The 19,964-nt window shown below is 64.3% G+C and carries 19 protein-coding genes; 18 read left to right on the plus strand and 1 reads right to left on the minus strand.

Annotation, left to right across the window (positions count from 1 at the left end):
* The first annotated feature begins 121 nt into the window (after nt 1-121).
* Nucleotides 122-2,071 (plus strand): relaxase/mobilization nuclease and DUF3363 domain-containing protein, encoded by a 1,950-nt coding sequence (locus tag THL1_RS17040; protein WP_069084340.1) that lies wholly within the window; start codon nt 122-124, stop codon nt 2,069-2,071.
* 13 nt (nt 2,072-2,084) lie between these two features.
* Here the strand turns inward: THL1_RS17040 and THL1_RS17045 are convergent, their stop codons facing one another.
* A complete protein-coding gene (locus THL1_RS17045; RefSeq protein WP_069084341.1) occupies nt 2,085-2,939 on the minus strand; it encodes a helix-turn-helix transcriptional regulator in 855 nt (284 codons plus the stop codon).
* Nucleotides 2,940-3,095: 156 nt separating this feature from the next.
* Between THL1_RS17045 and hemA the strand changes: the two genes are divergently transcribed.
* The 17 genes from hemA (at nt 3,096) to THL1_RS17130 (ending at nt 19,925) form a co-directional block, all read left to right on the plus strand.
* On the plus strand, nt 3,096-4,328 hold the full coding sequence (gene hemA, locus THL1_RS17050; RefSeq protein WP_069084342.1) for a 5-aminolevulinate synthase: 1,233 nt from the start codon (nt 3,096-3,098) through the stop codon (nt 4,326-4,328).
* A gap of 1 nt (nt 4,329) precedes the next feature.
* Nucleotides 4,330-4,833: a GNAT family N-acetyltransferase gene (locus THL1_RS17055; protein WP_069084343.1), complete on the plus strand. Its 504-nt coding sequence runs from the start codon at nt 4,330-4,332 to the stop codon at nt 4,831-4,833.
* The gene (locus THL1_RS17060; RefSeq protein ID WP_069084344.1) at nt 4,830-5,900 is read left to right on the plus strand and encodes a Gfo/Idh/MocA family oxidoreductase; all 1,071 of its coding nucleotides are present in this window, start codon (nt 4,830-4,832) and stop codon (nt 5,898-5,900) included. Before THL1_RS17055 ends, THL1_RS17060 begins: the two co-directional genes overlap by 4 nt.
* 23 nt (nt 5,901-5,923) lie before the next feature.
* Nucleotides 5,924-7,777, plus strand: coding sequence for an asparagine synthase (glutamine-hydrolyzing) (asnB, locus tag THL1_RS17065; RefSeq protein WP_069084345.1), 1,854 nt, complete (start codon nt 5,924-5,926; stop codon nt 7,775-7,777).
* Between the two features lie 87 nt (nt 7,778-7,864).
* A complete protein-coding gene (locus THL1_RS17070) occupies nt 7,865-9,064 on the plus strand; it encodes an MFS transporter (protein ID WP_083245923.1) in 1,200 nt (399 codons plus the stop codon).
* A 22-nt stretch (nt 9,065-9,086) separates the two neighbouring features.
* Nucleotides 9,087-10,013, plus strand: a complete 927-nt coding sequence (locus tag THL1_RS17075) for a LysR family transcriptional regulator (protein ID WP_069084346.1) — start codon at nt 9,087-9,089, stop codon at nt 10,011-10,013.
* A gap of 155 nt (nt 10,014-10,168) precedes the next feature.
* Nucleotides 10,169-11,002: a phytanoyl-CoA dioxygenase family protein gene (locus THL1_RS17080; protein WP_069084347.1), complete on the plus strand. Its 834-nt coding sequence runs from the start codon at nt 10,169-10,171 to the stop codon at nt 11,000-11,002.
* Between the two features lie 14 nt (nt 11,003-11,016).
* Nucleotides 11,017-11,433, plus strand: a complete 417-nt coding sequence (locus tag THL1_RS17085; RefSeq protein ID WP_028628319.1) for a RidA family protein — start codon at nt 11,017-11,019, stop codon at nt 11,431-11,433.
* A 44-nt stretch (nt 11,434-11,477) separates the two neighbouring features.
* Nucleotides 11,478-11,774, plus strand: coding sequence for an EthD family reductase (locus THL1_RS17090; RefSeq protein ID WP_069084348.1), 297 nt, complete (start codon nt 11,478-11,480; stop codon nt 11,772-11,774).
* A 157-nt stretch (nt 11,775-11,931) separates the two neighbouring features.
* Nucleotides 11,932-12,636, plus strand: coding sequence for a TetR/AcrR family transcriptional regulator (locus tag THL1_RS17095; RefSeq protein ID WP_069084349.1), 705 nt, complete (start codon nt 11,932-11,934; stop codon nt 12,634-12,636).
* 291 nt (nt 12,637-12,927) lie between these two features.
* Nucleotides 12,928-13,986 (plus strand): extracellular solute-binding protein, encoded by a 1,059-nt coding sequence (locus tag THL1_RS17100; protein WP_161490979.1) that lies wholly within the window; start codon nt 12,928-12,930, stop codon nt 13,984-13,986.
* A gap of 191 nt (nt 13,987-14,177) precedes the next feature.
* Nucleotides 14,178-15,797 (plus strand): methyl-accepting chemotaxis protein, encoded by a 1,620-nt coding sequence (locus THL1_RS17105; RefSeq protein ID WP_069084350.1) that lies wholly within the window; start codon nt 14,178-14,180, stop codon nt 15,795-15,797.
* A 29-nt stretch (nt 15,798-15,826) separates the two neighbouring features.
* A complete protein-coding gene (locus THL1_RS17110; RefSeq protein WP_083245925.1) occupies nt 15,827-16,987 on the plus strand; it encodes a porin in 1,161 nt (386 codons plus the stop codon).
* A gap of 11 nt (nt 16,988-16,998) precedes the next feature.
* The gene (locus THL1_RS17115; RefSeq protein ID WP_069084351.1) at nt 16,999-17,403 is read left to right on the plus strand and encodes a phosphate ABC transporter substrate-binding protein; all 405 of its coding nucleotides are present in this window, start codon (nt 16,999-17,001) and stop codon (nt 17,401-17,403) included.
* A 181-nt stretch (nt 17,404-17,584) separates the two neighbouring features.
* A complete protein-coding gene (locus tag THL1_RS17120; protein WP_069084352.1) occupies nt 17,585-19,072 on the plus strand; it encodes a flavin monoamine oxidase family protein in 1,488 nt (495 codons plus the stop codon).
* The gene (locus tag THL1_RS17125) at nt 19,072-19,257 is read left to right on the plus strand and encodes a hypothetical protein (RefSeq protein ID WP_069084353.1); all 186 of its coding nucleotides are present in this window, start codon (nt 19,072-19,074) and stop codon (nt 19,255-19,257) included. Before THL1_RS17120 ends, THL1_RS17125 begins: the two co-directional genes overlap by 1 nt.
* Nucleotides 19,254-19,925, plus strand: a complete 672-nt coding sequence (locus THL1_RS17130) for a c-type cytochrome (protein ID WP_069084354.1) — start codon at nt 19,254-19,256, stop codon at nt 19,923-19,925. Before THL1_RS17125 ends, THL1_RS17130 begins: the two co-directional genes overlap by 4 nt.
* The last annotated feature ends 39 nt before the right edge of the window (nt 19,926-19,964 follow it).

Genomic DNA, 19,964 nt, shown 5'->3' on the forward strand with positions numbered 1-19,964 from the left:
GGTTGTATGTGGCACAGAGCTGGTGCGATCAAGTGCAGGCCTGGCGTCTTTGACGCGAAAACGCTGGTTCAAGCGCGGTGCCTACCACGCCTGACCACGATCGGTTTGGAGATCCCTCAGGATGAGCAAGGAACGCAATCAGGACAACGAGCAACGCTTTCGCCCCCAACCTGGGAAACCGAAGCAACGCGGTCAGACCTTCATCAATCAGGTGCTGCGCCAGGCCAACAAGGCTGGCAGCGGCAAGGCGGGGAAGGCTGGTCAGCAACCCGGTGCCCGCCTCGGTCGTGGCCATGTCGCCGCACGCTTCAGCACGCGGCAGCAGTCGCCCAACGCCCGCCGCGTCACCATCAAGACCCGCCTGGTGAACCTGCGCCAAGCCGGCAAGCGTTCGACCCTCAGCCACCTGCGCTACATCGAGCGCGACGGCGTGAGTCGCGAAGGCAATCCCGGTAAAGCATACGGCCCGCTGACCGACCAGGCAGACGTGGAAGCCTTCGAGGCGCGAGGCAGTGAAGACCGACACCAGTTCCGTTTCATTGTCTCGCCCGAGGATGCCGAGCAGCTCGATGACCTGCGAACCTACACCCGTCACCTAATGAGTCGGATGGAGGCTGACCTGGGCACCGGCCTCGACTGGGTGGCAGTCGATCACTGGAACACCGACAACCCCCACACCCACATCGTCCTGCGCGGCAAGGACGACACCGGCAAAGACCTGGTCATTGCTCGCGACTACATTGCGGAAGGCATGCGCAACCGCGCTGCGGAGCTCGCCACGGAGTGGCTTGGCCCGCGCACCGAATTGGAGATCCAACGCACCCTGCAACGGGAGGTACAACAAGAGCGCTGGACCAGTTTGGATCGCGCCCTCCTACGCGAACGCCAGGCTGGCGTGCTGCACCTGAAGACCCTCGCCGACCATCCCCGTAGACAACACTTAATCGGCCGTCTGCAGCACCTGCAGCAACTTGGCTTGGCGCGAGAAGATCGGCCCGGCGGCTGGATCGTGCACGACGATACCGAGGCGACCCTGCGCGCCATGGGCGAACGCGGCGATATCGTTCGCACGCTGCAACGCGCGATGGGCAACACACAGCGGGAGTTAGCAGTCTTCGAGCCAAGTGGCGGAAGCCGTACCGTGGTCGGCCAGGTGGTGGCCAAGGGACTGGCGGATGAACTGCACGACCGCGGCTACCTGGTGGTGGATGGCCTCGACGGCAAGGCCCACTACCTCTCTCTGCCGGCCCGCACGGAACTCGCCGACTACCCCATCGGCGCTGTTGTGGAGACGCGCACCATGAGCGAACCGCGCGCGGTGGACCGCTCGATTGCTTCGCTGGCCGCAGGTGGGATTTACCGCGCCGACCATCACCTCGCACTGGCCAGGTCGCAGGCCGCCGAAGGACACGATCCCGAGGCGCTGGTCGAACGCCATGTGCGTCGTCTGGAAGCCCTGCGCCGGGCCGGTATCGTGGAGCGGTTGGATGAGGGTATCTGGCGCGTGCCCGCCGACCTGCACGAGCGAGGCCGACAGCATGACGCCCGCCGCCTGGGCGATGTCGCTGTCGAACTGCGTACACCGTTGTCAGTGGAGCGACAGGTCCGTGCTATCGGGGCGACCTGGCTGGATCAGCAGCTGATCGGGGGTAAAGACGGGCTCGCGACTAACGGCTTCGGCAGGGAGGTGCGCGAGGCGCTCAAGCAGCGTGCGGACTTCCTGATGGAACAGGGTCTGGCCGAACGCCAGGGGCAGCGTGTCGTACTCGCGCGAAACCTGCTGTCTACTTTGCGTGAACGAGAGCTATCGGCGACGGCGCGCGAGATCGCAGCGCAGACCGGCCTGCACTACCGGCCACCCGTTGATGGCGAACGGGTCAGTGGGGTCTACCGGCGCAGCGTGCAACTGGCCAGCGGGCGCTTCGCCCTGCTCGATGATGGTGTGGGCTTCAGCCTAGTGCCCTGGAAGCCGGTGATCGAGCCGAAGCGCGGGCAGAGCCTCTATGCCGTGGTGCGGGGCACCAGCGTGTCCTGGCAGTTGGGGCGACAGCGCGGGCGGACGATTGGCTGAATGCCTTCCCCACCTACACCCGAGCCGGCTCCTGCTGCAGCCACTGCTCGAAGGCTCGGCTCTCCGGCCTGCCCTCTTTGGCCGCGTAGTAGACCAGGCGCAGGTGCCGATCTTCATCAATGGTCAGCGTGGTGTGCTCGAACACCATCTGGCCAATCGGCTCGATGCACAGGTTGCGAATGCCCTGGCACGGGCCATGGATGTCCTGCTGTTGCCACCAGTCCCTGAAGTCAGGCGAGGCCTTTGCCAGGTCCTTCACCAATGCAGCGATTTCCGGGTCCTGAGTGGCCCGCACGAAGTCGCGACGGAAACTGGAAAGGATCTGCAGCGCCTGCTCTTCCCAGGGATTGAACAGCGCTTGCATGGCCGGGCTGGTGAACAGCATCCACAGCAGATTGCGACGGTCAGCCGGCAGCGTGGAGAAACCGAAGACCCGGTCCGCCGCGGCGTTCCAGGCCAGCACGTCCCAGCGCAGGTTGAGCACATAGGCCGGGCGCGTCGGGATATCCGCCATCAGCCGATGGATCAGTGGCGGTACCACGCACCAGGTCCGTCCAGGTTCCGCCGGCAAACGCTGGTGAGCCAGCAGGAACAGATGACGACGCTCGGTGGCATCCAGCTTGAGGGCCCGGGAGAGGTTGTCGAGGAAGCTGGAGGACACGCTGATGTCCCGCCCTTGCTCGAGCCAGGTGTACCAAGACAAACCCACTCCAGCCAAAGCAGCCACCTCCTCGCGGCGCAAACCGGGCGTGCGTCTTCGGCTACCGGTGGGTAGCCCCACCTCCTCCGGCGAGATGCGCTCGCGGCGACTACGCAGGAATTCGGCCAACTCTACCCGGGTACGTTCGAGTGTACGGGGAGCGCTCATCCGATTACCTCCAGTAACAGCATAAACAGTCAAATTGTAACCCCCATAAAACCAAAGAAGAATACCCCGCCCTGGACGCAAACGCGCGCGCCAGGGCACTTGCTTGATGAGGAAGCACACAGAGACGTGTCATCAACTTGCTAAGGAGATAAAGGGATGTACCAAGCACTTCTTCGTGAACAACTGGAGACATTGAAGTCCTCCAACCAGTACCGCACCTTCACCACCCTCAGCCGCATCTGCGGTCAGTACCCACTGGCCAAACTGGAAGGCCGCGACCAGGAACCTGTGGTCGTCTGGTGCAGCAACGACTACCTCGGGATGTCCCAGCATCCGGTAGTCCGGGAGCGGATGCACGAGGCACTGGAGACTTACGGCGCCGGCTCCGGCGGCTCACGCAACATCGGCGGCTCGCACGAAGTGTATGCCCGCCTGGAGGCTAGCTTGGCCGACTGGCACGGCAAGGAAGCCGCGCTGGTGTTCCCCACTGGCTTCGGCTCCAACGATGCGACCATCCAGTGCCTGCTGCGGCGCCTCCCCGACTGCGTCGTGATCAGCGATGAACTGAACCATGCCTCCATCGTCAACGGCATCCGTTCGACGCCGAACGCGCGGCAGATCTTTCGTCACAACGATGTCGAGCATCTGGAGCAGATCCTCGCTGGCTACCCGCTGGGGCAGCCGAAGATCGTCGTGTTCGAGTCGGTCTACTCGATGGACGGCGACATCGCCCCGATCGCCAAGATCGTCGAGGTTGCCAAGCGCTACAACGCCCTCACCTACCTCGACGAAGTGCATGCCGTGGGCATGTATGGCCCACGCGGCGCAGGCATTGCCGCCGAACTCGGGCTGACCGACCAGGTGGACATCATCCAGGGCACCATGGCCAAGGCCATTGGCGTGATCGGTGGTTACATCGCCTCGACCCAGGTGATCGTCGACGCGGTTCGCTCCTTTGCCACCGGTTTTATCTTCACCACGTCCCTACCGCCGGCGATCACCGCTGGCTGCCTGGCCAGCGTCGAGCACCTCAAGGCCAACAATGCTGAGCGTGATCGTTTGCACGCCCAGACGGCCAAACTGCGCGAGCGCCTCAAACACCATGATGTCCCAGTAATGCCCTGCTCCCAGACCCATGTGCTGCCGGTACTGGTGAGCGAGGCACGCCGCTGCAAGGCTGCGGCCGAACGCCTGCTGCACACTCACGGTGTGTACCTGCAACCGATCAACTACCCGTCGGTGCCGGTAGGTACCGAGCGCTTCCGGGTCAATGCCACACCGAACCACAGCGATGCGCAGATCGAGCATCTGGCGGTGTCGCTGCGCGAGACCTTCGAGCATTTCTCGATTCCACTGGCCTCCCAGGCATTCAGCACGGAGGTGGCCTGAGATGGATCAGTCCTTCCTCATCGTGCGCCCGGCAACGCTGGCTGACCTGGCCAGTCTGGTCGAACTGCGCGCCCACCTGCTGGACGGTACCTCGGCCAGCTACTCCAGCAAAACCCCGGAGGATGCCGCGCAGTGGCGGGCGGCCTACCGCAGTTGGCTGGGCAGCCGCCTGGGCGAGAGCGACTGCGTGCAGATCGTCGCCGCCGAGCACAAGGAGTCCGGCCAGGTGCTGGGCTGCGCGACCGCCATCATCGACCAGCGTGCCCCGGCCCCCGGCTGCCTCAACGGCTTGTCTGGCTGGGTGCAGTCGGTGGTGGTGGAGCCGCAGTGGCGCCATCGGGGTATTGCCCGGCAGTTGATGCAGCATCTGCTGCGCTGGTTCGCCAACCGCGGCGTCAGGTCCGTGGTCCTGCAAAGCACAGACGCCGCTGGGACGCTGTACCAAGGCCTGGGTTTCGCGGTCAGCGACGAGCGCTTGATGTTCCGTCAGGAGGCCTCGGTATGAAGATCCTGATCATCGGCCTGGGCTATGCCGGCAATCGCTACCGTCGCGCGTTCGAGCACATCGCCACCAGCACCGGTATGCCGCAAACGCTGGCTTATGTCGGACGCCGGGAGAAGCCTTCCGAACTGCCCTACTTCGACAGCGTCTGCCGAGCGCTCGAGGAGTTCGCGCCGGACATAGTCGTGGTCAGCGTCAACGATCACAGCCATGCGCCGGTGCTCAAGCAGTTGGCCGGCTACCGGGGTTTCGTGATCTGCGAGAAGCCCCTGGTCACTCGGCAGGATGATCTGGCCGAGCTCACCGCCGCGCTGGAGCACGTCAGCGGCTTCGCTCTGGACCTGGTGGAGCGTTACTCGGAGGCCACCCAACAACTGCGCGAATGGGTCGAGCGGCACGACTGGCAACTGGTGCGCGCCAACTTCCACTGGGGCAAGGACCGCATCAACGACTACCGCCCCACCTGTGGCGTGACCAGCGAAGTGATCCATGCCTTGGACCTGATCGGCTGGATCTGCCCTCGTCCGGGTAGGCTCAGGCTGCATGGCGTACTCGGCGTGCGCTCGGACTTCTCAATTTCCGGCGAACAGGTCCTCGACACCGTACAGCTCACCGCCGGCCTGGGTGATGCACCGGTCACTGGCTACAGCAGCTTCGTCAACATCGTCCGCCAGCGCACGGTGGATTTCAGCTTCGTCGACCGCGACGCCCGGCTGATCCATGCACGCCTGGTGTTCGATACGCCGCGTTGGGATCACGACCAGTTGCGCATCTGGACGCGCGGAGCCAACGGCGCCGACGAACTGCTGCACGACTTCGCTACCAACCCCGACATACCTGGGCTGGAAACCCTGCACAAGCTTTCGCGGCTGTGCCTGCAGGTGATACGTGCTGTAGCGCTCAAGGAACGGCCGCGCCAGGCCTTCGCTGGCCTCGATACGGCCATGTCCCTGCAGCACCTGCTCAACGAGCTGGACACCCACGCCCAAACCCCACCACCGGCGCGCTACGTCCATGGCGAGACGCGCGTGCTGCTGGCCGAGGACAGCGATCTGGAAAGCCTCGGATAACCCCATTCACAAGGAGAGAGACTATGTGTGGAATCGCTGGATGGCTGTCCTACAGCCAGAACATGGAAGCACAACGCGACACCCTGCAACGCATGACCGACACCATGGCCCTGCGTGGGCCGGATGCTGGTGGGCTGTGGATCGACGGACCGGTCGGCCTGGGCCATCGCCGACTGTCGATCATCGACCTGGAAGGCGGTCGCCAACCGATGACGGCCATGCATGGTGGCCTGCGTGAGGTCGCCGCCATTACCTACAGCGGCGAGGTTTACAACTTCCGCGAGCTGCGTACCGAGTTGCAACGGCACGGGCACCAGTTCGAGACCCGCAGCGACACTGAGGTGGTGCTGCGCGCCTATGTGGAATGGGGCGAGGCCTTCGTCGAGCGACTCAATGGCATGTATGCCTTCGCCCTCTGGGACCTGCGCTCGCAGGAATTGCTGCTGATCCGCGACCGCATGGGTGTCAAGCCGCTCTACTACTTCCCCACCGCCGACGGTGTGATTTTTGGCTCGGAGCCCAAGGCGCTGCTGGCCAATCCCCTGGTACCACGCAAGGTACGCGCCGATGGCCTGCGCGAGATCCTGGAAATGGTCAAGACACCAGGCCACGCCGTGTTCGACGGCATGCGCGAGGTGATGCCGGGCGAGATCGTGCGCATCAACCGCCAGGGTCTGGGCCGACGCCACTACTGGAAGCTGGAGGCCCGTGAGCACACCCACTCGCTGGACGAGACCATCCGCCATACCCGTGATCTGCTGGAGGACATCGTCGACCGCCAGATCGTCGCCGACGTGCCGCTGTGCAGCCTGCTATCCGGTGGCCTCGACTCCTCAATCATCACCGCCCTAGCGTCGAAGAAGCTGCTGGCAGCCGGCAAGGAGAACATCTGCTCCTTCTCCGTCGACTTCGTCGACCACGGCAGTGGTTTCACCGGTGATGCCGTGCGCGGCACGCCGGATGCACCCTTCGTCCGCGACCTGGTGGAGAAGATCTGCTCCAGCCATCAGGAAATCATCCTCGATAGCCGCGAGCTGGCCGATCCGGTACTGCGTGCGCAAATCGTTCGCGCCCTCGACCTGCCGCCAGCCTTCTGGGGCGACATGTGGCCGTCGCTCTACCGCCTATTTCAGGAGGTGCGCAAACACTCGACCGTGGCGCTCTCCGGGGAGAGCGCAGATGAGGTGTTTGGCGGCTACCGCTGGTTCCACGATCTAGAGGCAATCCAGGCCGACACCTTCCCCTGGCTGACTTCGGTCACCGGCAAGTACTTCGACGGCAAGACCCTGTTCGACCCAGGCCTGTTGGCCCAGTTGGACATGCAGAGTTTCCTGCGCGACAGCTACAGCCAGGCCATCGCCGAGGCACCTGTACTGCCAGGCGAAAGCGCGGTTGACCAGCGCATGCGCCAGATGAGCTACGTCAACCTGACACGCTTCGTGCAGACCCTGCTGGATCGCAAGGACCGCATGAGCATGGCCGTCGGCCTCGAGGTTCGGGTGCCGTTCTGCGACCACCGCTTGGTGGATTACGCCTTCAACATCCCCTGGGCGATGAAGGCCTTCGACGGGCGGGAGAAAAGCATCCTGCGCGCGGCAACCCGCGACTTGCTGCCGGCGTCGATCAGCGAACGAGTCAAGAGCCCCTACCCCTCGACCCAGGATCCGGCCTACGAGCAGGCGCTGCGTGACGCCCTGGCCGCCATCCGGGCGGATCGCAACGCGCCGGTGACGCCACTGCTCGACAGCGGCCGTATCCAGCAAACCCTGGCCAAACCGCTTGGCAGTGTCTCGCCCATGTACGAACGCATGGGCATGGAGTTGGCGGTCGGCCTCAACACCTGGCTGAACGAGTACGACGTCAGCCTCGAACTCTAGTCCCCAACCGGATGCGGCCCCGGCTCGGGGCCGCATCCATTTGTCGTTCCCTCAACGCACTCCGCTGGAGCGCAAGCGAGCCTTAGCATGCACACACCCAACCAATCCCCCATCTACCTCATAGCGTTGGGGGCCTTTGCCCTCGGCATGGCCTCTTATGTCACCGCCGGGCTGATCCCGATGATCGAGGCCTCATTCGCGGTATCCGTAGCAGTGGCCGCCCAGTTGGTGACCGCCTTCACCCTGGCCTACGGCCTGGGCTCGCCGCTCTTCGTGGCCCTGACCCCGGCACATCGCCAACGCACCGGCCTGCTGCTGGCCCTGGGCCTGTTCGTCATCGCCAACGCCGCCAGCGCACTCGCCGAGAACTTCACTACGTTGATGGTCTGGCGTGCCATTGCCGGCATCGGCGCCGGCGTCTACCTGGCCATGGGCATTGGAGCTTCCGCCGCGGTGTCCACGCCGGAACGCCGCGGCAAGGCCATCGCCATCATCATGGGCGGCATGGCCAGCGGCGTGGTGCTGGGCGTGCCGCTCAGCCTGCTGATTGCCGAGCAGATGGGCTGGCAGGCCGCCCTGTGGCTGGTCGCCCTGCTCGGCCTGGTGGCTTTCTTCGGCCTGCTGCTGAAGCTCCCCGCACTGCCAGCTGCCACCGCCAGTACCCTGGGCCAGAAGCTGGCAATTCTCCGCGACGGTCATGTACTGGTCATCCTGCTAGTGTCCCTGCTGGCAGCCATCGCCAGCCTCGGCATGTACACCTTCATCGCCCCGCTGATGGCTGATCCGGCCTATGGCGCGGTGCGCTCGGTCACGCCCTACCTGTGGGTCTGGGGCATCGGCGGCGTGCTGGGCAGCTTCCTGGTCGGTCCGATGGTGGACCGCATCAAAGGACCGGTCCTGACCCTCGCCATCATGGTGATCCTTGCCGCTTCGCTGCTTGTGCTGCCGGTTGCGGCCGCCCTCAACCCCTGGTTGGTGATGCTGCCCATCGTCCTGTGGGGCGCTGTCGGCTGGGCCTTGCAGGTGCCGCAGAATAACGAACTGATCCTGGCGCGCCAGGCCCAGGGCGACGGCAACCTGGCCATCGCGTTGAACGAGTCGGCGCTCTACTTGGGCAGTGCCATTGGCGCCGCAGCTGGGGGCTTCGTGTTGCTGTTGCAGATGCCCACCTGGACCCTGGCCGCCTGCGCGGGCGGCGTGGCCGCCCTGGGCGCCTTGCTGCAAATCGTCAACCTGCGCCGCTCGCGGAACTGGACCGGCGACGTGCAGGCCGAGCCCTACAACTGAATCACCCAAGGAAGGAAGAGCCGTGGAACTGCGCCAACTTCGCTGTTTCATCGCCGTCGCAGAGGAACTGCACTTCGCGCGTGCGGCCGCGCGACTGCACATCGAGCAGTCGCCCCTCTCCAGAATCATTAAGGAACTGGAGTACCGCCTGGGCGTACAGCTGTTTGAGCGCACGACGCGTCGCACGCGCCTGACCTGGGCCGGCAAGGTGCTGCTGGAAGAAGCCCGCCGCGTGCTGGCAGTCGTCGACCAGGCCAAGGCCAGCGTCAAGAGCGCCGCGGCGGGATACCGCGGGCGCGTTCGCGTTGCGTTATCCGATGGTATCCCGCAGTCACGCTTGGCCGCCCTCCTCGCCCAGTGTCGCGAGGAAGAGCCCGAGGTGGAGATCTGCCTGTCGGAGGTCACCTTTACCGAGCAGGTCAGAGGGCTCAACGACGACCTGTTCGATATCGGCTTGGCCCAGTCGGCGGAGGTTGGTGAGGGTCTGGTGGCCGAGCCGGTCTGGTTCGACCCGCTGGTGGTGGCGGTACCCGCCCGCCATCCCCTATTGACCTATCGCCACGTGCCACTCGACGAGGTGGTCCGCTATCCCCTGGTGCTTTGCGATCCGCAAGTCTGTGAAGGTTTCTGGCAACAGCTGCAGCAAGTGTTGGGCACCGTGGATACGCGGCTGACCATCGCCGACCGCGTACCGACGCTGGATCTCATGATGGCGCTGGTGGCGGCTGGCTATGGGCTGGGTTTCTCCAGCCTCGCGCGAATCACCGAGCTCAATAACCCCGATGTCGTGGCCCGTCCTCTCGCTGGCTGCCCTGCAATGCTGACCACCTATTTGGTACGGCGAGAGAGCGAACCGGCCGAGCAACTGGCCAGATTTGTCGACCGGGTAACTTCGGCAGAGAGTAAGCCGTTGCAATCGGACCAGACGCGAGCGGGAGAGATAGCCTGACCAACGGTTATCCACGATGAACAAACCTAGGTCGCCACCCTGTTTTCCTAATGTGGTGCGGCTGCGCCTGCATTAACATAACATACGTTGCGTTAATTTTTATGCGCTGCTAGTCTGCCCTCCATCCGAGAGAAAACCTCAGAGGAGACAGCACCATGAACGACGCACTACGCACGGCGTTTCAGGAAGACGGGGCGGTTCTGATCAAGGGTCTGCTGAACCAGGAGCAATTGGCCCGTTGCCGGACGGCCTTCGACTGGGCCTTGGAAAACCACGGTCCTCACGCGACCCGGATGTTCAATGGAACCGAACAGCAGTCTCATGTCGACAACGCCAATCCGCTGGCCAAGGAACGGTTGGAGGAACTGGTGGCCTCCTTGCCATTCGGCCAGTTGTTCGCAGATCTCTGGGGTTCGGAGAATGTCTGGTACTTCGCCGAGGAGGTGTTCCTAAAAGCCGGCGGGCATGGCTCCCGAACCCTCTGGCATCAGGACACCTCCTACCTGCCCTGGGCCGGAAACCATTGGGGCAACGCCTGGATCAGCTTCGAGTCGGTCCCCAGGAAGAACGCCCTGGAGATCGTCCGCGGCTCCCATCGCGGCCCGCGCTACGACGGCACCACCTTCATCGACCCCAACGATCCGACCCAGCCCCTGCATGGCGGCGGCGCACTGCCCCGACTGCCCGATGTCGAAGCCGAGCGCAGTCTGAACCCCGACGCCTATGAGATCCTCTCCTGGGCCACCGAGCCGGGGGACGTGGTGGTGCTCCATCCCGGTTCGCTCCATGGTGGCGCGCCGGTGGACACCGACTTCCCGGACCGCCATACCTTTGTCTTCCGATTCTTCGGCGACGACGCCACCTTCAACCCGCTGCCGGAGCACAGTGAATCGGGTTACCCGACGCAAGGCATCCTGTTCACCGAGCAGTTGTCGACCCTGAACGCTGGAGAACCCTTCCGCCACCCGACCTTCCGCCAGCTCATTTGACAGGAGCGCCGCCGATGAATGCCCAGAACCTGAAGCGACAGTCCATCAATCCGCCACCGACCCAGGTGTTCTACGACAACTTCCACTTCTCCCAGGCCACCCGCGTGGGCGACATGATCTGGGTATCCGGCCAGGTCGGAATCGACGCCACCATGACGCCGGGCAAGGATGTCGAAGAGCAGGCGCATCTTGCCTTCCAGGGCCTGAAGAATGTGCTCGAAGCGGCCGGCTCGACACTGGCCGACGTGGTCGAACTGATGACCTTCCACACCGAATTGCAGGGCGACATGCAGGCCTTTGCACAGGTCAAGGATCAGTACTTCCCCGATCGCTACCCATCCTGGACCGCCGTCGGCATCTCGCAGCTGGCCCTGCCCGGGCTGCGCCTGGAGATCCGCGCGGTGGCCGTTGCCGGTTGCGGAAGCGACTGAACTTCTCACTGAATCCCTGACAACAACCCACACAAGGACTTTCCATGGCCACCCTGACCGTCAGCTACCCCTTGACCGCCGAATCCCGTTTCGACCGCAACTACTACGTGACCACCCACCTGCCCCTTGCACAAGCCGCGTGGGGCGAGTGCGGCCTGCAATCGGCGGAAGTGCTTTTCCCGGCCTCAGGCTCGCAGCCCCTGGCCGCGCTGGCGATCCTGCGCTTCGCAGACCAGCCGGCCATCGATGCCGCCCTTACCTCGCCGAAGACGCTGGAAGTGCTCGGTGATATCGCCAAGTTCACCGACATCAAGCCGGTGATCTTCCGCGCCGACGACTAAGGCAAGCATCGTCGGGGTGGTTCCGCGCGTCATGCGGCTACCCCGGCGCTCCTGGAGTGCTTTATTCCAATAATTTCCCTATGCTGGGCCGCGCTCACCCGCCGTTGCAGCCGGGCAGCAATACTTCAAACTGACCTGACGATCTTCCAGAGCCCCCATGTCCGACGCCAAAGCCCGCCCTCGAACCGAAACCCAGCGCACGAGTGACAGCGAGTCTGAACCCGTCGCACGTCGGGGCAGGCCTGTCGGCGACCATAACGCCAAGCGCGCCGAGCTGCTGGCAGCCGCGATCGCGGTGATTGCGCAGGAGGGCTACGCCGGGGCCTCGATGCGCAAGGTGGCGCAGCACGCCGGCTGCACTACGGGCGCCGTGACCTACTACTTCGCCAACAAGGAAGAGATGGTCAGCGCCGTGGCGCAGAACCTATTCGACAGGGTGGATGCCTTGCTGGAAACCAACCGCGAGCAGGTTGATATCAGGGCGCTCATCCGGCAATGGCTCGACTGGACCACGTCCGACGAACCGGACAATTGGCTGGCCTGGTTGCAACTGCTGACCCACGCCCGTCACGAACCCGCCTTCGCCGTCGTCATCAAGCAGCGTTACGCACGCTTCCGCCAGGTATTCACCGCAGTGCTGGAAGAAGGCCAGGCCAAGGGCAAGATTCGCGACGATATCGCGGCCGATCTGCTGGCCGACCAGGTCAGCGCCATCAGCGACGGTTGGCTGATGATGTTGCCAATCGAGCCTGAACGCTTCAGCGCGCAACGCGGCCAGGCCCTGCTCGATGCATTGATCATCCTGATTTCACCGCCCGCCCCCACCAAGCGCCCGTCCAGAGGCAAGGCATCCGCGCAGTAATCCATTCGCTCCCGGGCCCGCCGCAGGGCCCGTCGCCCTTCCCTCCCAAGCTTCCCTTGACTTAACCCCTCACTCCTCCTGAATACGCGCCACGCCCCGCGCCTGGTGCCGGCTGCGCGTATCCGACGCTTTTTCCCTTGCACGATCCCGAAACTCCTGTATTTTGCGTAACACATGAAATAATAATTAAACCGCAACCAAGTGGTGAGGGCTAGGATGGACCTGCTAAACATGGCGCTGTCGCTGTCCAGAAAGGTAACTCCATCGTCTCAAGGCAAACGCGGAAAGCGTTTGCGAACGAGCCTGCTGGCAGGCTTCTGGATGGCTTTCACCGCGGTCCAGGTGACCGCGGGCGACGTCGTCAGAGTGCACAACTGGGCCGAGTACATAGACCCCGAAGTGATCGACGACTTCGAGCGGGATACCGGCATCCGGGTCGATTACAGCCAGTTCACCACCGCCGCCGAGCTGGAGGCTGACCTTGCAGCGGGGCAGCGTTACGACGTGATAGTCCCCACCGATTTCCAGCTCGAACGCATGATCAAGGCGAATCAACTGCTCGAACTGGACCTGCAGCTGCTGCCGAATCGGGCCGAAGTGAGCGATGAACTGCTGGCAAGGCTGTCGTCGAAGAACCGCGCGGAACGCTTCGTCGTGCCCTACATGTGGGGTGTCGCCGGACTGGTCGTCCATCAAAAGGCCGCTGCCCGGGCATTGCAGGGACCGGTGACGAACAGCTGGGGCCTGCTGTTCGACCCCGCCAACGCCAACAGCTTGAAATCCTGCGGCGCCGTCCTGCACAACGAGCCGGAACAGATGCTCTCGGTCTTCCTCAACTACCGGGGCAAGAATCTGCGTAGTCAGAGTGCACGGGGTATCGAGAAGGCCACGCGAGAACTCCATGACCTGGGTATTCCCCTGGGCTCGTCCGGCTTCGCCGACCTGGTGGAACAGTTGGCCCAGGGCCGCATCTGCGCAACAGTCACCTGGAACGGTATCGCCTCCCTGGCCAACCAGAATGGCGAACTCCGATTCATGATTCCCCAGGAAGGCGGATTGATGTTCATCGACAGCCTCGCCATTCCGCGCGATGCCCCCAACAAGGCCGCGGCCTATCGCTTCATCAACCACCTGCTGGACCCACGCAACGCCGCACGCAACGCCAGGGCTACGCACTTCACGCCCAGCCTCGACCTGACCCGCGAGCGAAACCGGAGACTACTACCGGACATCGCCCTTCCGAGCCAGGAGGAACGCCGACGCCTGTTCTTCCTGGAACGACTGAGCGACTCACAGAAGCGTGCAGTCGATACGGCATGGTCACAGCTGGATGGGCGAGACCGGATGTAGACCACCGGACGCGCCCCTGGCCTGCCGCGTCGCAGAGCGCGGCACGCCCCCAGATTGCCACCTCGCCAGCGGGCCGGTACCGACCGTGGAGCCTCCGCGACCGGCAACCGGCAAGGCCCGCCGCGCCCGCGGCCAGGCACTCCGCGCGTTCTTTCACGACACACACAGGTTCCACCAAGAGCGACAGACCCATGTTCAACTCCATGCCACTGACTCTGAAACTCTCTCTTCCGCCTACCGTCGCACTGTTGGGCCTGCTGCTGTTCGTGGGTTACACCGCCGTGCAGCTGAACGACAACGACAATCGCCTGCTGGAACTGGAGACCCTGAGCTATCCGACGCTGGAGAGCGCGGATCGGGTGATCTTCCAGTTCGCTCGCGTTCCCGACCTGCTCAATGGAGCCGTCGCCGCCGGCGAACGGGAAACCCTCGAAGAGGCCCGCACCACGCTGGTGGACGTGCAGGCCAGACTGGCGGAGCTGAAGTCGTTGACCGATGGGCGAAATGGCCGGAGCGACGAGCTGCGGGACTGGACGAACGCCATAGAGCGCTATGCCGAGAACGCGCTTGCGACAACCGAACGGTTGCTCGTAGATGCCTCCTTCGATGAGGTTCGACCGAACCTGAACCGCATGGCCAGCGACCTCAGCCAGGCCCGGGAGGCGGGAAACCGCTTCCGCAATGATGTCTACACGGACTTCCAGACCGGCCTCACCCAAGTCCGGAAGGACAATGCCACGACCACGCGCGTCGGCTATCTGCTCAGCCTCATGTTGTTGCTGCTGGTGAGCCTCGGCGCCGTGCTGGTGATTCGCCAGGTCATGACCAACGTGCGGGGTGTCATCGCGTCGCTCAGGGCCATCGCCAGCGGCGACGGAGACCTGACACGCCACGTGAACGTCCAGTCCGACGATGAAATCGGCGAGATGATCAACCTGTTCAACGGCCTGCTGGACCGGCTGCAGGGCACCATTCGCGCCATCATCGAAACGGCCGATCCGCTGGAGCAGATGTCCAGGGAGCTGCATCGCCTGACCCAGGGGGCCGAAGAGAGCGCCCGCTCCCAGCAGGAACGCACGGACTCCATCAGCCGCGACATCGGCACCATGGCGGGCAGCATCCAGGAAGTGGCGCAGCGCTCGCGGCAAGCCTCCGAAGAGGCCAGCGCCGCCACCCGCCAGGCGGACGAGGCGCGACGGAACATCGACAACCTGTCCTCGAGCATCGGCGACCTCGGCAGCAGCGTGCTGGGTTCGGTGCAGGCGATGCAGAAACTGGACGAAGAGACCCAGCAGGTCGGTTCCGTGCTGACGGTGATCCGCAGCATCGCCGAGCAGACCAATCTCCTCGCACTCAATGCCGCCATCGAGGCGGCGCGCGCCGGCGAGCAGGGACGCGGCTTCGCCGTGGTGGCCGACGAGGTGCGCAACCTCGCGCAGAAGACCGCCGCATCCACCGCGGAGATCCAGGCCATCATCCAGCGCCTGCAGAGCAGCGCCAATGGCGTCCTGCAGGCAATGACGCTGAATGGCGCGAAGGCCAGGGCCAGCATCGAAAGCTCGGACCAGGCCACGCGGACCCTGGAGGCGATCACCCGCGCCGTTCTCCTGATCGATGAGCTGAACGCGGGCATCGCCCAGTTCACCCAGGAGCAGATCGGACTCTCCCGCTCGATCCAGCAGGACACCGAAGCCCTGCAGCAGGACACCCAAGCCACGACCCAGGGGGCCGACGCCACCGCGCGCCTGGGCGAACAACTGGTGGATACCGGCGAGCAGCTGCGCTGTGCCACCGCCCAGTTCCGCATCTGACATTTCCCAACCACACGAGCAGTAACAGCATGCAAGGCATTAGAACACTCGGTCTGGCCGGCCTCATCGCGAGCGCCCCGGCCATCGCCCTGGAACAGGGCGAATATCGATTCAATGGTTTCGGCAGTGCCGGCCTCACCTACCTGGGGGGAGAGGACGAAGGACGCGGCTATGGTATCAACGGCCAGACCACCGACTCCTGGCGCGGGGACCAGCTCTCCAAGCTGGGCGCCCAGTTCCAGTACGGACTGACCGACACGCTGGGCGCGACCGTCCAGGCCACCGCCAAGGCGGAACAGGACACCTGGAAAGCGAACCTGGAATGGGCCTACCTCTCCTGGGCCGCCACCGATGGCCTGACCCTGCGCGCGGGCCGGCTGCGCCTGCCGGTATACATGTACTCGGAAACCCTGGACGTGGGCTTCACCCACCCCTGGGTCCGACTGCCCGACGAGGTCTACAGCCAGGTCCAGCTGAGCAACTACGAAGGCGGCGACCTTCTCTACAGTCTGCCGGTCGGCATCGGTTCCCTGGCGTTCCAGGTAGCCGGGGGCCAGGCGGTCAACCGCAACCTGTTCACCCTGGATGACCTCTACGATATCGACTACAAGAAGGTCTTCGCCGCCAACGTCACTCTGGAAACCAACGACTTCGGTGCCTTGCGCGTGGGCTACGCCGAGGCCGACATCGACGCCGACATCACCACTTCGGTCATCGTCCCCAGCGGTGTGCCGGCCAGCGTCGGCTTCAAGCAACTGGATCGACAGAAGGCCAAGTTCACCTCTATCGGTTACCAGTACGACAATGGGACCTGGATCACCTCCAACGAATGGACCAGCAACAACAGCGAGGCGGACCAGGAAGGGAGCATCGACGCGTTCTACCTGATGGGCGGTCGTCGCATAGGTGACGTGCTGCTCCACGTCACCTACGCACAACTGGATGAAGACAATGGCCGCCAGAGCTCCTGGACCTATGGCCTGAACTACAACCTGGCGCCGACCCTCATCCTCAAGGGCGAGTACAAGCGGGTGGACACCCGGGGCAACGGCTATCGCGGCACCTTCGTCGAAAGCGCCCAGGAGACCTTCGATCACGCCAGCTTCGTTGCCAGCAATGGTGCGGCCGGCATCCCCCCGCGCAACTATGACGGCGACATCATCAGCGTCGGCCTCGACTTCGTGTTCTAAGGAGTGACCTCATGCAGCCGTTTTCAAAGGCCGTGCTGGCCATCGCCCTGCTATTGGCAGCCACCCAGGCTCACTCCGAAGTGGTGGTGGTGATGAACGCCGGCACCAGCGCCGCCCCCAGCCAATCGGATGTAGCCAACATCTTCCTCGGCAAGGACACTCGCCTCAAAGGCATCGACCAGGCAGGCTGGAACCCGACCAAGGAGAGGTTCTACGGCAGCGTGACCGGCAAGAACGAGTCACAGCTCAAGTCCTACTGGTCCGGCCTGGTGTTCACTGGCAAGGGACAGCCGCTGCGAAGCGTCGCCGATGACGCCGCAGTGGTGGCGCTGGTCGCCGAAGAAGCGAACGCCATCGGCTATGTCGACAGAAGCGCCGTCAACGACAAGGTGAAGGTGCTCTTCACCCTGCCCTGACGCCGCCCCCCCCAAACTCCGCCGCGGCAGACCCGGTGTCCGCCACGGCGGCTGTCCGTCCGCGACACCCAACTCTTTTGCGACGGCCCTGCCATTCTTCTCTTTGCACATGACTCGTTGTGGGTTATTTTACATAACGTCAGTTATACAAAATAAAACAACAGAGTTGACCGAGGCGAAGATGGATTCAGACAACAATGAGCTGTCGCTGTCGGCGCGCCAGCGGCGCCTGCTCCTGCAGGCGATTGGAAGCGCGACGCTAGTGGGCGGAGTGGCCTTGGCCGGCCGGTCCATGGCTCAGGACGCTTCAGCGCGACAGGACGATGTCCTTGACGTGGCGATCATCGGTGGAGGGTTGGCCGGACTGACCGCAGCACGAGATCTGCAGCGCGCTGGCTGCGAGTCCTTCGTGGTACTGGAGGCCCGGGATCGCGTGGGCGGGCGCACCTACAACCACGACCTGGGCGACGGTGTCATCTCCGAGGCCGGCGGGCAATGGATCGGCCCGGGCCAGACCGCCATCTTCGACCTGGCCCGCGAGCTGGAAGTCGATACCTTCCCCACCTACTTCCAGGGCAGGAACGTCTACCTGGTGGGTGGCGCCAAGTACGAGCAGGACCTGTCCAGCGGCCAGAACAGCCACGCCCCGGTCGTCATGAAGCTCGATGAACTGGCACGGCGCGTCCCCAGCAGGGAACCCTGGACCGCGACCGACGCAGCCGCCATCGACAAGCTGTCGGTCGGCCAGTGGCTGGACCAGCAGGGCATCGACAATGAAGGGCGGTTGAGCTTCGACGCCTCCATCGGCCTCACCACGGGAACGCCGCCCTCCAACCTGTCGCTGCTGCACTATCTCTCGCTGATCAACTCCGCCGACAGCAGCATGGAGAAGCTCGAGGGCTTCAAGGGCGGCGCCCAGGAAACCCGCTTCGTCGGTGGCTCCCAGGTCCTGTGCACCCGGATGCGGGAGGCCCTGGGCGACAAGGTGCGGCTGTCCAGCCCCGTGCGCAAGATCGTCGGCTGGGATCGCGAGGTCGTCGAAATCCATACCGACCGGGGCCTGATCCGTGCGCGCCAGGTCATCGCCGCGTTGCACCCGGCGCTGTGCAACCAGATCGCCTTCGAACCCGCGCTGCCCGAGGGGCGCGCACAGTTGCAACGCCTCTGGCCGTCCCATGCGCCGATGCGCAAGACCGTACATGTCTACGACCGGCCGTTCTGGCGCGAAAAGGGCCTCAACGGGCAGATCACCCAGGCCGATGGTCCGGTGATCCTTTCCTACGACAACTCACCGCCGGACGGACGTGTCGGCATACTCGCCACCTTTGTCAGAACCGCCCAACTGCCCCATGACGCCAAGCGAGCGGAGAGCATTCTCTCGGGCATCTTCGCCCAGGCCCTGGGGGACGAAGCGCTGCATCCCAAGCAGTTCCACGACTATGACTGGGGCAAGGTCGACCCCTGGACCCTGACCTGCGTCGCGTCCATCCCCCCCGGTTTCCTTACGAAGTGGGGCCATTACCTGAAACCCGCGGTTGGTCGCCTGATCTGGTCGGGTACGGAAACCGCCGACATCTGGGCCAGCTCAATGGACGGCGCGGTGCGCTCGGGACACAGGGCGGCACTGGAAGCCCTGCAGGCGCTTGCCAAAGCACGGAGGAGCGCCTGATGAAACGTGCCACCGTACTGGGGGTAGCCATCGCGGCGGCGGCGCTGACGGCCCTGGCCACCCACCTGGTCCATGAACCCTGGAGCGCCCAACGCTTCTCGATCTTCGGCCCCCTTCGCTCCGGAGGCCTGGCCGTCCTCCAAGCGCTCCAATCACTTGTCCAGGGCCTGGGAGCCTCGCAATGAAACGACCTTTTCTTATCGGCGCCACGGTGATCACGGCTGGCCTCGCGGCGGCAGCCACCCTGGTGGGTCCGGAGTTGCTGGCGGGCTATCGATTCATGGATGCCCTGGATGGCTACTACAGCGACTACGAGGCCAACGGAGGGCCCTGGCCGCAGATCCAGGATTCCTGCGCGCTCTGCCACGGCGTCAGGGGACAGCCCCGTGACGGGCAGTACGCGGCCCTGGCCGGCCAGCCGGCCGTCTATATCGAAGCGCAGTTGCATGCCTTCGCCGACGGCCGGCGACATAGCGCGCAGATGGGACCGCTGGCCGCGAATCTGAGCGATGCCCAGATCAAGTCTCTAGCCGACTATTTCTCCCGCCAGGCGGCGGACACAACCGAAGCGCCCGAACAGGACAGCGCCCGGGCGCAGAGCGGCCAGGCGACGGTCGCCGCCAAGGGATGCATCGCCTGCCATGGCGCGAACCTCTCGGGTAGGCCTCTCGGTCCGCGTATCGCCGGCCAGGGTGAGGGCTATCTGCTGGACCAGCTGAAGGCCTTCAAGCAAGGGCAGCGCCAGGACCCGACCCGCGCGATGAATGCCATGGCCGGTGTGCTCACGGACGACGAAATCAAGGCCACGGCCCACTACCTGGCCGGTTTGAAGCCGAAACCGGACGCCAGATGATCCGCTAGCCAAGGCGGGCAAGGACGCCCGCCACGACCT

This window comes from Pseudomonas sp. TCU-HL1, from assembly GCF_001708505.1.
Lineage (GTDB): Bacteria > Pseudomonadota > Gammaproteobacteria > Pseudomonadales > Pseudomonadaceae > Metapseudomonas.

What these genes read in the sequence shown, in the direction of transcription:
- THL1_RS17040 (WP_069084340.1), top strand. Translation starts at nt 122, where the DNA reads ATGAGCAAGGAACGCAATCAGGACAACGAGCAACGCTTTCGCCCCCAA.
- THL1_RS17045 (WP_069084341.1), bottom strand. Translation starts at nt 2,939, where the DNA reads ATGAGCGCTCCCCGTACACTCGAACGTACCCGGGTAGAGTTGGCCGAA.
- hemA (WP_069084342.1), top strand. Translation starts at nt 3,096, where the DNA reads ATGTACCAAGCACTTCTTCGTGAACAACTGGAGACATTGAAGTCCTCC.
- THL1_RS17055 (WP_069084343.1), top strand. Translation starts at nt 4,330, where the DNA reads ATGGATCAGTCCTTCCTCATCGTGCGCCCGGCAACGCTGGCTGACCTG.
- THL1_RS17060 (WP_069084344.1), top strand. Translation starts at nt 4,830, where the DNA reads ATGAAGATCCTGATCATCGGCCTGGGCTATGCCGGCAATCGCTACCGT.
- asnB (WP_069084345.1), top strand. Translation starts at nt 5,924, where the DNA reads ATGTGTGGAATCGCTGGATGGCTGTCCTACAGCCAGAACATGGAAGCA.
- THL1_RS17070 (WP_083245923.1), top strand. Translation starts at nt 7,865, where the DNA reads ATGCACACACCCAACCAATCCCCCATCTACCTCATAGCGTTGGGGGCC.
- THL1_RS17080 (WP_069084347.1), top strand. Translation starts at nt 10,169, where the DNA reads ATGAACGACGCACTACGCACGGCGTTTCAGGAAGACGGGGCGGTTCTG.
- THL1_RS17085 (WP_028628319.1), top strand. Translation starts at nt 11,017, where the DNA reads ATGAATGCCCAGAACCTGAAGCGACAGTCCATCAATCCGCCACCGACC.
- THL1_RS17090 (WP_069084348.1), top strand. Translation starts at nt 11,478, where the DNA reads ATGGCCACCCTGACCGTCAGCTACCCCTTGACCGCCGAATCCCGTTTC.
- THL1_RS17095 (WP_069084349.1), top strand. Translation starts at nt 11,932, where the DNA reads ATGTCCGACGCCAAAGCCCGCCCTCGAACCGAAACCCAGCGCACGAGT.
- THL1_RS17105 (WP_069084350.1), top strand. Translation starts at nt 14,178, where the DNA reads ATGTTCAACTCCATGCCACTGACTCTGAAACTCTCTCTTCCGCCTACC.
- THL1_RS17110 (WP_083245925.1), top strand. Translation starts at nt 15,827, where the DNA reads ATGCAAGGCATTAGAACACTCGGTCTGGCCGGCCTCATCGCGAGCGCC.
- THL1_RS17115 (WP_069084351.1), top strand. Translation starts at nt 16,999, where the DNA reads ATGCAGCCGTTTTCAAAGGCCGTGCTGGCCATCGCCCTGCTATTGGCA.
- THL1_RS17120 (WP_069084352.1), top strand. Translation starts at nt 17,585, where the DNA reads ATGGATTCAGACAACAATGAGCTGTCGCTGTCGGCGCGCCAGCGGCGC.
- THL1_RS17125 (WP_069084353.1), top strand. Translation starts at nt 19,072, where the DNA reads ATGAAACGTGCCACCGTACTGGGGGTAGCCATCGCGGCGGCGGCGCTG.
- THL1_RS17130 (WP_069084354.1), top strand. Translation starts at nt 19,254, where the DNA reads ATGAAACGACCTTTTCTTATCGGCGCCACGGTGATCACGGCTGGCCTC.